The organism is Streptomyces sp. NPDC002886 (assembly GCF_042888445.1).
In the GTDB taxonomy this organism is placed as follows: Bacteria; Actinomycetota; Actinomycetes; order Streptomycetales; family Streptomycetaceae; genus Streptomyces.
This window is the reverse complement of sequence record NZ_JBIAPV010000009.1, coordinates 1-14,551: the sequence shown is the minus strand read 5'-3', so window position 1 is coordinate 14,551 and position 14,551 is coordinate 1. Positions and strand designations below refer to the sequence as shown.

Genomic DNA, 14,551 nt, shown 5'->3' with positions numbered 1-14,551 from the left:
GAGCCGGGGCCCCACCCAGCCCCGCCGGCGTTTGAGGCGCGGGTCCGGGCAGAGCCCGGGGAACGGTGGAAGGGCGGGTAGGGGACAGCCCCCGCAGGGCCACCCCCCGCACCGCCGACGCGGGCCGTCACGGCAAGCGCGGGCCATCACGGCAAGGCCAAGCCAGGAAGACGAGGCCGGGCCAGAAAGACGAGGGCGGGCCGCCCCGCCAAGGGCCCGGACCCTAGTCCGACCCGTACCGCGGATCCACCGTCTCGGGCGACAGCCCAAGCAGCTCCGCGACCTGCTCCACGACGATCTCGTGCACCAGCATCGCCCGCTCGTCCCGAGACTTCGCCCGAATCTCCACGGGCCGCCGGAACACCACGATCCGGGCCGGCCGCCCACTCCCGGCCTCCGCCAGCGCCCCCAGCGGCACCGCCTCGTCGTTCCAGCCCGTCTCCGCGCCGCCAGGCGCCCCCGGCACGTCGCCGATCATGAACTCCACCTCGGACAGCTGCGGCCACCGCCGTTCGAGCCGCTCCACGGAGTCCCGTACGAGGTCCCCGAAGAGCTCCCCCCGGCTCGCCGACAGCGGTACCTGCGGAGGAGCCACCGGCCCGCGCATCCCGCGCCCGTGCCGGTCGCGCCGCCGCACCCGTGGCTCACCGGCGGGGGACCCGCCGGGCAGGGAGGCGGCAGGGGGCACGGGAGGGGGAGGCAGGGTGCTGTCCGTCACCCCCGCAGGGTAGCCCGCGGATCCACGCCGGGGCGGGGGAGATCGGACGACACGGGGGCGACACGCGGGCGACACGGGCGAGCGTCGGGGGGCGAGTCGTCGCGGCCCGGTCAAGAGTGCGGTACGGTCCAACGTCGTGAGCCTTGTACGTCGCTGTTCGCGCACCGCGTGCGGCCGCCCTGCCGTCGCGACTCTGACGTACGTCTACGCCGATTCGACCGCAGTTCTCGGCCCGCTCGCCACCTACGCCGAACCCCATTGCTACGACCTCTGCGCCGAGCACTCGGAGCGCCTGACCGCTCCGCGCGGCTGGGACGTCGTACGCCTCACCGACGGGTCGGCGCCCTCGCGTCCCACCGGTGACGACCTCGAAGCCCTCGCCAACGCCGTGCGCGAGGCGGCCCGTCCGCCGGAACGCGCGGCCGGAGCGGGTGGCGCGGGTCAGGGCGGTCCCACCACCGGGGAGACCCGTCGCGGACACCTCCGCGTCCTGCGTTCGCCCGATTCCTGACATTCAGTCGATCTGAAAAGCCGCGCTGTGTCCACGGTAGGTTTGCTTCACCGCACATGACCTTCAGGAGGGCAGGCCGTGGCCACCGATCTTTCGAACATCGTCAAGGCGTACGACGTACGAGGCGTCGTGCCGGACGAGTGGGACGAGCAGCTGGCCGAACTGTTCGGCGCCGCCTTCGTCGAGGTGACCGGCGCCTCGGCGATCGTCATCGGCCACGACATGCGGCCCTCCTCCCCGGGTCTGTCGGGCGCCTTCGCCCGCGGCGCGGCCGCGCGCGGAGTCGACGTCACCCTCATCGGACTGTGCTCCACGGACCAGCTGTACTACGCCTCCGGCAAGCTGAACCTGCCCGGCGCGATGTTCACGGCCTCGCACAACCCGGCGCAGTACAACGGCATCAAGCTCTGCCGGGCCGGCGCCGCCCCGGTCGGCCAGGACACCGGCCTCTCCACCATCCGCGAGCTCGCGGAGAAGTGGACCGACGAGGGCGCCCCGGCGATCCCCGCCGGCACCGTCCCGGGCACCATCACCGAGCAGGACACCCTCACCGGCTACGCCGACCACCTGAAGGGCCTGGTCGACCTCACCGCCATCCGCCCGCTGAAGGTCGTCGTCGACGCGGGCAACGGCATGGGCGGGCACACCGTCCCCACCGTCTTCACGGGCCTCCCGCTGGACGTGGTCCCCATGTACTTCGAACTGGACGGGACCTTCCCCCACCACGAGGCCAACCCCCTCGACCCGAAGAACATCGTCGACCTCCAGGCCCGCGTACTGGCCGAGGGCGCCGACCTCGGCATCGCCTTCGACGGCGACGCCGACCGCTGCTTCATCGTCGACGAGCGCGGCGAGGGCGTCTCCCCGTCCGCCATCACGGCCCTGGTCGCCGCCCGCGAACTGGCCCGCAACGGCGGCACCGGCACGGTGATCCACAACCTGATCACCTCCTGGTCCGTGCCCGAGGTCGTCCGCGAGAACGGCGGCACCCCCGTCCGCACCCGCGTCGGCCACTCCTTCATCAAGGAGGAGATGGCCAAGTCCGGCGCCATCTTCGGCGGCGAGCACTCGGCGCACTACTACTTCAAGGACTTCTGGAACGCGGACACCGGCATGCTCGCCGCGCTCCACGTCCTGGCGGCCCTCGGCGGCCAGGACGGCCCCCTCTCGGACCTGGTCTCCTCCTACGACCGCTACGCGGGCTCCGGCGAGATCAACTCGACGGTCGCCGACCAGAAGGCCCGCCTGGCCGCCGTCAAGGAGACCTACGGCGCCGTCGAGGGCGTCACCCTGGACGAACTGGACGGCCTCACCGCGACCAGCGCCGACTGGTGGTTCAACGTCCGCGCCTCCAACACCGAGCCCCTGCTCCGCCTCAATGTCGAAGCCCGCGACGAGGCCACGCTGGCCAAGGTCCGCGACGAGGTCCTGGCGCTGATCCGCGCCTGATGCCGGGCCCCGGCCCGTCCGGCCCTGCCGGCCGTCCAGCCGGCAGAGCCGTGCATCCGGTCCGGCCCGCGGAGCGGCCCCGCACTCGCTCCACCACCCACCAGAGGTCGTCCTCAACCCGTCACCAGAGATGACTCGGCGGTAGGCTGACCAGGCCCGATCCACACCCCCGAAGGGAACCGCACATGCCGCTCGAAGCCGGCCTCCTGGAGATCCTCGCCTGCCCCGCCTGCCACTCGCCGCTGGAGGACAAGTCGGCCGACGCGGAGACCCCGGAGCTGATCTGCACCGGAGGCCAGGACTGCGGTCTCGCCTACCCGGTCCGCGACGGCATCCCGGTCCTCCTCGTCGACGAGGCACGCCGCCCCGCCTGAGCCTCCTACCGCCACCCCGCGCAAACGCTGAGACTGGTTCCGTCCCACACAGGTTCCGTCACCGCTGGACACGTCACAGAATGAGCCGGAGGCCGCCATGCTCGACGAGTCGCTCCTCGACGCACCTGACGATCTCGCCCGCGCCGACCGCCGCGGTCTGCTCCGCGGCGCCGCCGACGCGGGCGCACGGGTACGCACCGCGGCCCGGCACGCCGCCGAGGCCGGTCTCGGCGACCTGCGCCCCGACGGCCGCCCCCGCGCGGTCCTGATCGCCGGGCCGGGCACCGCCGCCACCGGGGTCGCCGATCTGCTCGGCGCGCTCGCCGGAGCCTCCGCGCCCGTGATCCGGCTGCACCCGACCGGTGTCGCGCACGCCGCCGGGGCCCTGCGCTGGACCCTGCCCGGCTGGGCCGGCCCCGTCGACCTGCTGCTCATCGCCACCACCGACGGAACCGAGCCCGGCCTCGCCGTCCTCGCCGAGCAGGCCTACCGGCGCGGCTCCACCGTCGTCGCCGTCGCCCCCGAGCGCTCGCCGCTGAGCGAAGCGGTGGACGGCGCGCACGGGCTCCTCGTACCGATGGCCAAGGCCCCGTACCAGGAGTACGACGAGTCGGCCGCGGCGGGCCCCGGCGCCCTCTGGGCCCTGCTGACCCCGCTGCTGGTGCTCCTCGACCGGGTCGGCCTGATCACCGCCGCCCCGCAGACCCTGCAGCTCGTCGCCGACCGGCTCGACCGCACGGCCGAACGCTGCGGCCCCGCCATCGTCACCTACTCCAACCCGGCCAAGACCCTGGCCTCGGAGCTGGCCGACTCCCTCCCGCTCATCTGGAGCGAGGGCGCCGCCGCCGGCCCCGCCGGACGCCGCTTCGCGGCCACCCTCGCCGAACTCGCCGGGCGCCCCGCACTCGCCGCCGACCTTCCCGAGGCCCTCCCGGCCCACGGGGTCCTGCTCTCCGGCGATTTCGCCGCCGGCGCCGACCCCGACGACTTCTTCCGCGACCGAGTGGAAGAACCGCAGGCCCTTCGCGCACGCATCGTCCTGTTGCGCGACAGGCCCGCAGGCGGACTGACAGCCGCCCCTGCCGCACGAGAGCTCGCCCTCAGCCACGACACGGCCATCAGCGAGCTCGAACCGGAGGAGGGCACCGAGCTGGAACAGCTCGCCGAACTCCTCGCCGTCACGGATTTCGCCACCGCCTACCTGGCGTTGGCCTCCGGGGGACACAGCTGAGGCGTACGCACGCGCGCCTCTCACCCAGGAAGACGACCGATGGACCGCCTCACGAACACGATCCGCCCCTACGCCTGGGGATCGACCACCGCGATTCCCGGGCTCCTCGGAGTCGCGCCCACCGGCGAACCCCAGGCCGAGCTGTGGATGGGCGCTCACCCGGGCGCCCCTTCCCGCCTCGACCGCGGAGCGGGCGAGCGCGCCCTCTCGGACGTCATCGCGGCCGACCCCGAAGGTGAACTGGGAGTCGCGTCCGTCCGCAAGTTCGGCCCCAGGCTCCCCTTCCTCTTCAAGCTCCTCGCCGCCGGCGCCCCGCTCTCCCTCCAGGTCCATCCCGATCTCGCCCAGGCGAAGGCCGGGTTCGAGGACGAGGAGCGGCGCGGTGTCCCGATCGACGCACCGGACCGCAACTACAAGGACGCCAACCACAAGCCCGAGCTGGTCTGCGCCCTCACCCCCTTCGAGGGCCTGTCCGGGTTCCGCCCGCCGCTGGAGGCCGCCGCCCTGCTGGAGGGCCTCGGGGTCAACTCCCTGAAGCCCTACGCCGACCTCCTGCGGGCACACCCCGAAGAGGCGGCCCTGCGCGAGGTGCTCACCGCCGTCCTGACCGCCGACCGCGCCGAGATGGCCCGTACGGTCACCGAGGCCGCGGCCGCCGCCGAGCGGCTCGGCGGCCCGTACGCCCCGTACGCCGGACTGGTCCACCACTACCCGGGCGACCCGGGCGTCATCGCCGCGATGCTCCTCAACCACGTGCAACTCCAGCCCGGCGAAGCCATGTTCCTCGGCGCCGGCATCCCGCACGCCTACCTCGACGGCCTCGGCGTCGAGCTCATGGCCAACTCCGACAACGTCCTGCGCTGCGGGCTCACCCCCAAGCACGTCGACGTGCCGGAGCTGCTGAAGATCGTCCTCTTCGAGCCCGGCGACCCCGGCATCCTGCGCCCGGAGGGCAACGGCGAAGAGGTCTACGAGACCCCCATCGACGAGTTCAGGCTCTCCCGCTTCGTCCTGGCCCCCGGCGGCGCGCCCCGGGTGCTCCCCGACGCCACCGCGCAGATCCTGCTGTGCACGGCGGGCTCCCCGAAGGCGAACTCCACGAAGTCCGGTGAACTGACCCTGGCCCCAGGCGAATCGGTCTTCGTACCGGCGGGCGAAAAGGTCGAACTGTCCGGAACCGGCACCGTCTTCCGCGCCACCGTGGTGGTCTGACGTACCGTCCCTCTCGGTGGCTGTGAGAATCTGCGGCCGTAGCGCGGCGCCCCGGCCCGGGGCGCCGCACCGAGGAAGGGATACATCGCAACCATGAGTGCGTCGGGCGGTACCAAGGCGATCGTGGCGGCACTCGCCGCCAATCTGGCCATCGCGGTGGCCAAATTCGTGGCCTTCGTCTTCAGTGGCTCGTCCTCGATGCTCGCGGAAAGCGTCCACTCGCTGGCGGACTCCGGAAACCAGGGCCTGCTCCTGCTGGGCGGCAAGAAGGCCCAGCGCGAAGCGACTCCGGAGCACCCGTTCGGATACGGGCGCGAGCGCTACATCTACGCCTTCCTCGTCTCCATCGTGCTGTTCACCGTCGGTGGCATGTTCGCCATCTACGAGGGCTACGAGAAGATCCACGACCCGCACGAGATCACGCACTGGTACTGGCCGGTCGGCGTCCTCCTCTTCGCGATCATCGCGGAGTCCTTCTCCTTCCGCACCGCGATCAAGGAGTCGAACGAGGTCCGCGGCAACCTCTCCTGGGGCCAGTTCATCAAGCGCGCCAAGGCCCCCGAGCTCCCCGTGGTCCTCCTCGAGGACTTCGGCGCCCTCATCGGCCTCGTCCTCGCCCTGGCGGGCGTCGGCCTCGCCCTGCTGACCGGCAACGGCGTCTGGGACGGCATCGGCACCCTGTGCATCGGCATCCTGCTGATCGTCATCGCCATCGTGCTCGCCGCCGAGACCAAGTCCCTGCTGCTCGGCGAGGCCGCCGGCACCGAGGACGTCGCGAAGATCAAGGCAGCCGTCGTCGACGGGGACGTCGTGACCGGCATCATCCACATGCGCACCCTGCACCTGGGCCCCGAGGAGCTCCTGGTCGCCGCCAAGATCTCCGTGCAGAGCGACGACACCGCGACCGAGGTGGCCAATGCCATCAACGCCGCCGAGGCCCGCATCCGCGCGGCCGTCCCGATCGCCCGCGTGATCTACCTGGAGCCCGACATCTTCAACGCCGAGGCCGCGGCGAAGGGCACCAACCCGGGCAACTGACCCGGCGCCCGACGCGAGAGAGGCCCCCCTGCACGCACGCAGGGGGGCCTCTCTCGCGTCACGCGCGGACTCAGTCGGAGGACGCGGCCTCGTACGACCACGACAGCTGCCCCGGACCGGTGGGCGCAGCGTTCCGCGCCGCCTTGGCGGCCCGCCGCCGCGCCACCAGCGAGCCGATGCCGAGCCCGCCACCGACGAGGAAGACCGGCACGCCGAACACGCCCACGAGCCCGACGACGGCCGCCGCGTCCGGTATCTCGGCCAGCGCGACCCCCCGTACGGCCGACACCGGCACGGTTCCCTGGCCCTCGTCGCGGACCCGCAGATGGGAGTCGAAGGAGTTCGAGCGGTGGTCGCCCATCAGGAACATCCGCCCCTCGGGCACCGTGACATCGAAGGCCATCGTCGCCGGCACGGCCGCATCCATGAGGTACGGCTCGACGAGCGGCTTCCCGTTCAGCGTCAGACTCGCCTCACCCGGTGCCCATGAGATGCGGTCCCCACCCAGGGCCACCACCCGCTTGAAGACCTGCTGGCCCTCCTGGATCCCTGCCCCGTTCACCCACGAGGCAGGGGCCGCGAAGACCACGGCGTCCCCGTGCCGGACCTCCCCCGGAGCGACCCGGTCGAACCAGACCTGGTCTCCGGCGGAGTAGGCGGGCCTCATCGACTCCGACGGGAGGATCGACATCCGGTAGTCGTCCGCGAGGACGAACCTGGTCCAGCTGCCCGCCCCCACGAACAGCACCGCGCCGAGCACCATGAGCACCACGGCCCAGATCCCTCTTCGCCGTCCCGGCCTGCGCTGATCCCGCCCCATGTCCGTTCCCTTCGCCAAAGCCCCTTGTCGGCTGGCGAAGCGTACGCAGCGCCCTCGGGCCCCGTACCACCGAGGTGGGATACGGGGCCCGAAGGGCGTTCCGGAGGATCCGCGCGGCTACTGGATCTCGCGCAGCACGTCCAGGATCGCGGGCTTGCCGGGCGCGGCCTGCAGCCGCTCCCGGAAACCGGTGTCCATCAGCTTGCGCGACAGCAGCGCCAGGATCCGCAGGTGCTCGTCCCCGGCCGCGGCCTCCGGCACGGAGATCATGAAGACCAGCCGGGCCTTCGTCCCGTCCAGCGCGCCCCACTCGATGCCCTCGTCGGACCGGGCGAAGCCCACCGTCGGGCGGGTCACCGCGTCCGTCTTGGCGTGCGGGATGGCGATGGACTCGCCGAGGCCGGTCGTGCCCTGCGCCTCACGGGCCAGGGCGACCCGTACGAGCTCGTCCACATCGGTGACGTTGCCGGTCGTGGCCAGCATCTCCGCCATCTCGCGGATGGCCGCCTCCTTGGAGTCCGAGGACAACTCCGTCTTCACGGTCCGCTCGGTGAGGTACCCGGAGAGCACCTCGGGCGGTCCGCCGGCGGCCACCGGGGCCGGGGCCGAGGCCTGGGTCCGTACGGCCGTCCCGGCGCCCGCACCCGCGGCGGCGGTCGCGACGGCGCCCGCACCGCCGCCACCGCCCACAGGGGCGCCCGCGCCGACCAGGGCCGGCTCCGGCGCGAGGCCCGCGGACTTGCCGCCGATCACGCCCTCTCGGCGCAGCTTGAACTCGATCAGGGCGTTCGTGGTCAGCGCGGTCACGACCGCACCGGCCGCGATGGCCACGAAGAACATCGCGACGCCGCTGATCGCACCGAACAGCGAGACGATCGGACCGCCGTGCGGCACCGAGTCCTGGACCCCGGCCACACCGGCGATCGCACCGGCCACCGCACCACCGAGCATGTTCGCCGGGATGACCTGGGCCGGCCGGGCCGCGGCGAAGGGGATCGCTCCCTCGGAGATGCCGAAGAAGCCCATGAACAGGGCGGCGAGGCCGGTTTCCTTCTCCTCGTCGCTGTAGAGCTTGCGGCGCAGCAGCGTGGCCAGGCCCTGGCCGAGCGGCATGACGGGGATGGCCGCGGCGGCCATGCCCATGACGTGGTTGTTGGTACCGATGAGGCCGACGGCGACGAGGAACGCGGTCTTGTTGACCGGACCGCCCATGTCGAAGGCGATCATCAGGCCGATGATGGTGCCGAGCACGATCGCGCTGGAGCCGGTCATCCCGTTCAGCCAGCTGGTCAGGTGCGTGAAGACCCAGGAGATCGGTTGCCCGATCACGTAGATGTAGAACAGGCCCAACGCCACGGTCGACACGATCGGGATCACGATGATCGGCATGATCGGCTGGATGACCTTGGGGACCTTGACCTTCTTGATCCACATGACCAGATAGCCCGCGAGGAAGCCCGTCGCGATGGCGCCCAGGAAGCCGGCGTTCGCGTCGGCCCCGTAGATGTGCACGGCGTCCGCGGCGAGGAAGCCGCCGATCATGCCGGGTACGAGGGCCGGCCGGTCTCCCAGTGCGTAGGCGATGTAGCCGGAGAAGATCGGCAGCATCAGCGAGAAGCCGGTCACGCCGAGCTTGTTGACGTAGAACCAGAAGGTCCCGTCGGGAATGACCAGCCCGCCCTTGGCGTCCGCGTGCCCGCCGAGGGACAGGGAGATGGCCAGCAGCAGGCCGCCCACGACCACGAACGGGATCATGTGCGAGACGCCGTTCATCAGCGCCTTGTACGCCTGGCTGCGCTGATGGCCGCCGCCGGCGCCACCTCCGCCGGACGCCGCCGCCGTCCCGGACTGCACCGGCGCGCTCTGCGCGCGCTGGATCAGCTCCTCCGGCTTGTGGATGCCGTCCGCGACACCGGTGGAAAGGACCCGCTTGCCGGCGAACCGGTCGAGGTCCACTTCCTTGTCGGCGGCGATGATGACGGCGTCCGCTTCCCTGACATCGTTGTCAGAGAGCACGTTCTCGGCCCCGATCGAGCCCTGGGTCTCCACCTTGATCGAGACGCCGAGGCGGTCGCCAGCCTGCTGGAGCTTCTCCGCCGCCATGTACGTGTGCGCGATACCGGTGGGGCACGCGGTAACGGCGACGATCTTCACGGGCTTGCGCCCGCTCGCGTCCCCGCCTTCGGGAGGGCCTGCCGGACTGGTCACTGGAATCTCCTCACGACACATGCGTTGTCCTGCGGGATCGCGCCTACAACTCGTCCCAACGGCATCCTCGTCCATGTAAGGGCTTGATCAAAAGTCCGAAAGGCCCCTAATTCTCCGCCAGAGGCCCCGAACCCCGGCCGAGACTTGCCCACCGCGGCCTCAAGTCGCCTGGGCCCCGCTCGGCCGATCGGTGTAGATTCGTCATCAGTGTCAGGCGTCGCTGCTGATGGCGGTCGGGCGGTCTTCGGGCCGGCCGAGGGGAGAGAGGACCCCCGACGGACTGAGCGCCTTGTGCGCCGTCCAGCGGACGGTGCGCGGCTCAGCCGTACCCACCTCTCCACCCTCACGAGGAGCAGCACCATATGACTGCCGCATTCACCGACTTCAAGGTCGCGGACCTCTCCCTCGCCGTCTTCGGGCGCAAGGAGATCACCCTGGCCGAGCACGAGATGCCCGGCCTGATGTCGATCCGCCGGGAGTACGCGGCCACCCAGCCGCTCGCCGGCGCCCGCGTCACCGGCTCCCTGCACATGACCGTGCAGACGGCCGTCCTCATCGAGACCCTCGTCGCCCTCGGCGCCGACGTCCGCTGGGCCTCCTGCAACATCTTCTCCACCCAGGACCACGCGGCCGCCGCCATCGCGGTGGGCCCGAACGGCACCGCGGAGAACCCGCAGGGCGTCCCTGTCTTCGCCTGGAAGGGCGAGACGCTGGAAGAGTACTGGTGGTGCACGGAGCAGGCGCTGACCTGGCCGAACACCCCCACCGGCGGCCCGAACATGATCCTCGACGACGGTGGCGACGCCACCCTCCTCGTCCACAAGGGCGTCGAGTTCGAGAAGGCCGGCTCCGCCCCGGACCCGTCGACGGCGGACTCCGAGGAGTACGCGAACATCCTCACCCTGCTCAACCGCACCCTGGGCGAGAACCCGCAGAAGTGGACGCAGCTCGCGTCCGAGATCCGCGGCGTCACCGAGGAGACCACCACCGGTGTCCACCGCCTCTACGAGATGATGGCCGAAGGCACCCTGCTCTTCCCGGCGATCAACGTGAACGACGCCGTCACCAAGTCGAAGTTCGACAACAAGTACGGCTGCCGCCACTCCCTCATCGACGGCATCAACCGCGCCACCGACGTCCTCATCGGCGGCAAGACGGCCGTGGTCTTCGGCTACGGCGACGTCGGCAAGGGCTGCGCCGAGTCCCTGCGCGGCCAGGGCGCACGCGTCATCGTCACCGAGATCGACCCGATCTGCGCCCTCCAGGCGGCCATGGACGGCTACCAGGTCGCGACGCTGGACGACGTCGTCGAGACGGCCGACATCTTCATCACGACCACGGGCAACAAGGACATCATCATGGCCGCCGACATGGCCAAGATGAAGCACCAGGCCATCGTGGGCAACATCGGCCACTTCGACAACGAGATCGACATGGCCGGCCTCGCGAAGATCGAGGGCATCGTCAAGGACGAGGTCAAGCCCCAGGTCCACACCTGGAAGTTCCCCGACGGCAAGGTCCTCATCCTCCTGTCCGAAGGCCGCCTCCTGAACCTGGGCAACGCCACCGGTCACCCGTCCTTCGTGATGTCGAACTCCTTCGCGGACCAGACCCTGGCCCAGATCGAGCTCTTCACCAAGCCGGCCGAGTACCCCACCAACGTCTACGTGCTCCCCAAGCACCTCGACGAGAAGGTGGCCCGCCTGCACCTCGCCGCGCTCGGCGTCCGCCTGACCACGCTGCGCCCCGAGCAGGCCGCGTACATCGGCGTGGACGTCGCGGGCCCGTACAAGCCGGACCACTACCGCTACTGATCCCCACGGATCAGCGGCACCCCCGCAGCACCACGCGTCAGGCCCCCGGCATCCGTGCCGGGGGCCTGCCCCGTACCCGCCCGAACCCAGGAAGACGCCCCATGCCCCGAGGCCGCTACGCGCTGCACGACCCGCACGACCACACCCCCCTCGGCGAGGAGCACTTCCACTGCGCCCCGGGCCCCTCCGGCTGGCGCTACGTCTCCCAGTTCACGGCGCCCGACGGCGCGCACCGCGGCTCCGTCGACCTGGCCGTCGACGAACTGGGCCGCCCCATCCGCCTGGAGGTCAACGCCTCCAGCTGGCAGGTTCGCGGCGCCGCCATCGACGGGATCACCTGGGTGCGCACCGACCCCGCCGGAGCCGAAGCCACCGAGGGCAACGTCCCCGGGGCCGCCGGCTTCACCGGGACCTCCCCGGCCTTCCTCGTCGCCACGGCCCGGCTGCTGCGCCTGACCCCCGGCGGTCCCGCCACCCGCGTCCGCCTGGTCGCCCTGACCGACCCCGTCCTGGCGGCCCGTACGACCGACCAGGCCTGGGCGCTCCTGGACCGCGCCGAGCACCCCACGGACAGCGGCCCGCTCCTGGTGGACGAGTACCGGGTCACGGCCCTGGACACCGGCGAGGTGCACACGGTCCACATCGCCGGCGACGTGGTCCTCTCGGCCCCCGGCATCGAACTCGAACACCTGGAGACCCCGCCGTCGGCCTTCACCGACGCACCGACCTAGGCGGGCGGCGCGAACCCGGTCGCTCGGGGCGGCTCGGATACGGGTACGGGTACGGGCGCCACCGGAGCCACGGGAGCGGCGACGGGCGCCACCGCCGGCGCCACCACGGCCGGCATCACCACCGGCGCCTGCTGCCCGTACGGCACGGGAGCCGCCCCGGGAGCCGGCTGCTGCCGGAAGGCCCGCGCGGCGTCCCGCGACTGCCGTTCGTGGACCACGGCCATCAGGAAGGCGGCGGCCGGCACCCCGACGGGCGGCGGAGCCCCCGTACGCGCCACCAGATCGTCCGCGAGCCGGGCCGCCATCGAGGCACTCACCTGCGGATCCAGCTGGTTCATGCGCGTCAGGTACTGCCGGATCGCCAGCCACAGCCCGTCGGGCACCGCGGACAGGTCCAGCCCGCCGAACCGCCCGGCCAGCCACGGCGGCGGCGGAGGCACGGGCATCACCCGCGCCCCCGGCACCCGCTCCCGGATGACCAGCGTCCCCGCGAACACGTCCCCGAGCCGCCTTCCCCGCTCGGAGAACAGCGAGGCGATGCACGCCACGGACCCGAAGGTCATCAGTAGTTCGAAGACGCCGAAGGCCCCGCGCACCAGCGCGTGCCGGAAGCGGATCGGCCCACCGTCGTCACGCACCACGCGCAGCCCGCACGCGAGCTTGCCCAGCGAGCGTCCGTGGCTCAGCGTCTCCACCGCGATCGGCACGCCGACCAGCACGAGGACGAAGGAGGCCACGGACACGGCCGCCCGGGCCGCCCCGTCCATCGAAGCGGTGGCCAGCACGAGCCCGATGGAAATGAGCAGGTACCCGGCGACGTACACGAGCAGGTCGAGCAGGATCGCCAGCGCCCGGCTCGGCAGCCTCGCCGGCCGCAGCCCCAGGACGACCGCGTCCCCCGTCACCAGATCGCTCACCGACGCACAACCCTTCACATGACCTGCCCCGCCCCATCTGCCTCCAGTCTGCCAAGCTGACGAGGCAAGCAGTAGGAGAAACCGGTAGGGACCAGGGGCAGGGGAGCGCCAACCGCATGGATCTCGACGTCTTCGTTGCGGCTCACCAGGCCGAGTGGGCCCGCCTGGAACAGCTCCTGGGCCGGGGCCGGCGCCTCACGGGAGCCGAGGCCGACGAGCTCGTCGCGCTCTACCAGCGCACCGCCACCCACCTCTCCCTCGTCCAGTCCAGCACCCCGGACCCGATGCTCACGGGCCGCCTGACCCAGCTCGTCGCCCGCGCCCGCGCCACGGTGACGGGCACCCGCCGGTCCGGCTGGCGCGACGCGGCCCGGTTCTTCACGTCGGGCTTCCCGGCGGCCGTCTACCTCAGCCGCCGCTGGTGGATACCCACGGCTCTGATCTCCACGGCCGTGGGCGTGCTCGTCGGCTGGTGGATAGCCACCCACCCGGAGATCCAGAGCGCGATCGGGGCTCCGGAGGACCTGAAGGCGATGACGAAGCCGGGCGGCGGGTACGAGACGTACTACTCCAGCCACCCCGCGGCATCCTTCGCGGCCCAGGTCTGGACGAACAATGCCCAGGCCGCCGCGATCTGCCTGGTCCTGGGCGGCTTCCTGGGCCTGCCGGTCCTGTACATCCTGTGGCAGAACATGCTCAACCTGGGCGTCGGCATCGGCCTGATGTCCTCGGCCGACCGCCTCGACGTCTTCCTCGGCCTGATCCTCCCGCACGGACTGCTCGAACTGACCGCCGTCTTCGTCGCCGCCGGTACGGGCCTGCGCCTGGGCTGGACGGTCATCGACCCGGGTCACCGCACCCGCCGGGTGGCCCTCGCCGAACAGGGCCGCGCCGCCCTCGGCATGGCCATCGGCCTGGCGGCGGTGCTCTTCCTCTCGGGCCTGATCGAAGGCTTCGTCACCCCCTCCGGCCTGCCCACCTGGGCCCGCATCGGCATCGGCGTGGCCGCCGAGGCGGCCTTCCTGCTCTACGTCTACGTCTTGGGCGGCCGCGCGGCCCGAGCCGGCGACACGGGCGACGTGGAGCAGGCCGACCAGACGGCGACGCTCCCCACCGCGGCCTGATGTGCGTCCGGCCCTGCTGAGCTGCTAGTCTCCTCGTCGTCCCGCAAACACTGTTGACACGGTGGCTGCGGGGAGGTAGATTCGAACGGTTGCCTCGAACTGGACAAGTTCGGCAGCGATGGTTTAAAGTCTTTCTCGCCCCCCAGGAATTGAATTCCGAGTGGGCACATCCAACTCTTCATTCAGGAAACTGAAGCCGGGAAATCCGGTGGAAAACTTCTGATAGAGTCGGAATCGCCGGAAAGGGAAAACGCGAAAGCGAATGACCTGGAAGGCGGAAAACAAGCGAGACAGACTCTGATAGAGTCTGAAACGCAAGAACAGAACAGAACGAAAGCCCGGAGGAAAGCCCGAGAGGGTGAGTACAAAGGAAGCGTCCGTTCCTTGAGAACTCAACAGCGTGC

Annotated in this window: 14 protein-coding genes; 9 read left to right on the top strand and 5 right to left on the bottom strand. The window is 71.3% G+C overall.

Annotated elements, in window-relative coordinates:
* Positions 1-223 precede the first annotated feature (223 nt).
* Positions 224-718, bottom strand: a complete 495-nt coding sequence (locus ACFYYB_RS31275; protein ID WP_389439499.1) for a metallopeptidase family protein — start codon at positions 716-718, stop codon at positions 224-226.
* Positions 719-854: 136 nt separating this feature from the next.
* Here ACFYYB_RS31275 and ACFYYB_RS31270 point away from each other — a divergent pair, with 136 nt between their 5' ends.
* The 6 genes from ACFYYB_RS31270 to ACFYYB_RS31245 all read left to right on the top strand — a co-directional run bounded on the left by ACFYYB_RS31270 (position 855) and on the right by ACFYYB_RS31245 (position 6,533).
* Positions 855-1,229 carry a DUF3499 domain-containing protein gene (locus ACFYYB_RS31270; RefSeq protein WP_266878044.1) on the top strand — a complete coding sequence of 125 codons (375 nt, stop codon included), beginning with the start codon at positions 855-857 and terminating at the stop codon, positions 1,227-1,229.
* 78 nt (positions 1,230-1,307) lie between these two features.
* Complete coding sequence (locus tag ACFYYB_RS31265) at positions 1,308-2,678, top strand: phosphomannomutase/phosphoglucomutase (protein ID WP_389439497.1); 1,371 nt, start codon at positions 1,308-1,310, stop codon at positions 2,676-2,678.
* 185 nt (positions 2,679-2,863) lie between these two features.
* On the top strand, positions 2,864-3,052 hold the full coding sequence (locus ACFYYB_RS31260; RefSeq protein ID WP_274552984.1) for a Trm112 family protein: 189 nt from the start codon (positions 2,864-2,866) through the stop codon (positions 3,050-3,052).
* A 97-nt stretch (positions 3,053-3,149) separates the two neighbouring features.
* Positions 3,150-4,283, top strand: a complete 1,134-nt coding sequence (locus tag ACFYYB_RS31255; protein ID WP_327306445.1) for an SIS domain-containing protein — start codon at positions 3,150-3,152, stop codon at positions 4,281-4,283.
* A gap of 39 nt (positions 4,284-4,322) precedes the next feature.
* Positions 4,323-5,495 (top strand): mannose-6-phosphate isomerase, class I, encoded by a 1,173-nt coding sequence (gene manA / locus ACFYYB_RS31250; protein WP_389439494.1) that lies wholly within the window; start codon positions 4,323-4,325, stop codon positions 5,493-5,495.
* 93 nt (positions 5,496-5,588) lie between these two features.
* Positions 5,589-6,533 carry a cation diffusion facilitator family transporter gene (locus ACFYYB_RS31245; protein WP_389439492.1) on the top strand — a complete coding sequence of 315 codons (945 nt, stop codon included), beginning with the start codon at positions 5,589-5,591 and terminating at the stop codon, positions 6,531-6,533.
* A gap of 70 nt (positions 6,534-6,603) precedes the next feature.
* Here the strand turns inward: ACFYYB_RS31245 and lepB are convergent, their stop codons facing one another.
* The 3 genes from lepB to ACFYYB_RS31230 form a co-directional block, all read right to left on the bottom strand.
* Positions 6,604-7,296, bottom strand: a complete 693-nt coding sequence (lepB, locus tag ACFYYB_RS31240) for a signal peptidase I (RefSeq protein ID WP_389439944.1) — start codon at positions 7,294-7,296, stop codon at positions 6,604-6,606.
* Between the two features lie 174 nt (positions 7,297-7,470).
* The gene (locus ACFYYB_RS31235; RefSeq protein WP_389439490.1) at positions 7,471-9,561 is read right to left on the bottom strand and encodes a fructose-specific PTS transporter subunit EIIC; all 2,091 of its coding nucleotides are present in this window, start codon (positions 9,559-9,561) and stop codon (positions 7,471-7,473) included.
* Positions 9,562-9,771: 210 nt separating this feature from the next.
* Positions 9,772-9,894 (bottom strand): hypothetical protein, encoded by a 123-nt coding sequence (locus tag ACFYYB_RS31230; RefSeq protein WP_389439488.1) that lies wholly within the window; start codon positions 9,892-9,894, stop codon positions 9,772-9,774.
* Positions 9,895-9,923: 29 nt separating this feature from the next.
* Here ACFYYB_RS31230 and ahcY point away from each other — a divergent pair, with 29 nt between their 5' ends.
* Entirely contained in the window at positions 9,924-11,375 is a 1,452-nt protein-coding gene (gene ahcY, locus ACFYYB_RS31225) for an adenosylhomocysteinase (RefSeq protein WP_389439485.1), read from the top strand.
* 101 nt (positions 11,376-11,476) lie between these two features.
* Positions 11,477-12,106, top strand: coding sequence for a hypothetical protein (locus tag ACFYYB_RS31220; RefSeq protein ID WP_389439483.1), 630 nt, complete (start codon positions 11,477-11,479; stop codon positions 12,104-12,106).
* On the opposite strand, the gene ACFYYB_RS31215 is transcribed toward ACFYYB_RS31220, so the two are convergent.
* The gene (locus tag ACFYYB_RS31215) at positions 12,103-13,023 is read right to left on the bottom strand and encodes an RDD family protein (protein ID WP_389439481.1); all 921 of its coding nucleotides are present in this window, start codon (positions 13,021-13,023) and stop codon (positions 12,103-12,105) included. The two genes, ACFYYB_RS31220 and ACFYYB_RS31215, sit on opposite strands and share 4 nt — an antisense overlap.
* A gap of 116 nt (positions 13,024-13,139) precedes the next feature.
* Between ACFYYB_RS31215 and ACFYYB_RS31210 the strand changes: the two genes are divergently transcribed.
* Positions 13,140-14,147: a stage II sporulation protein M gene (locus ACFYYB_RS31210; protein ID WP_389439479.1), complete on the top strand. Its 1,008-nt coding sequence runs from the start codon at positions 13,140-13,142 to the stop codon at positions 14,145-14,147.
* The last annotated feature ends 404 nt before the right edge of the window (positions 14,148-14,551 follow it).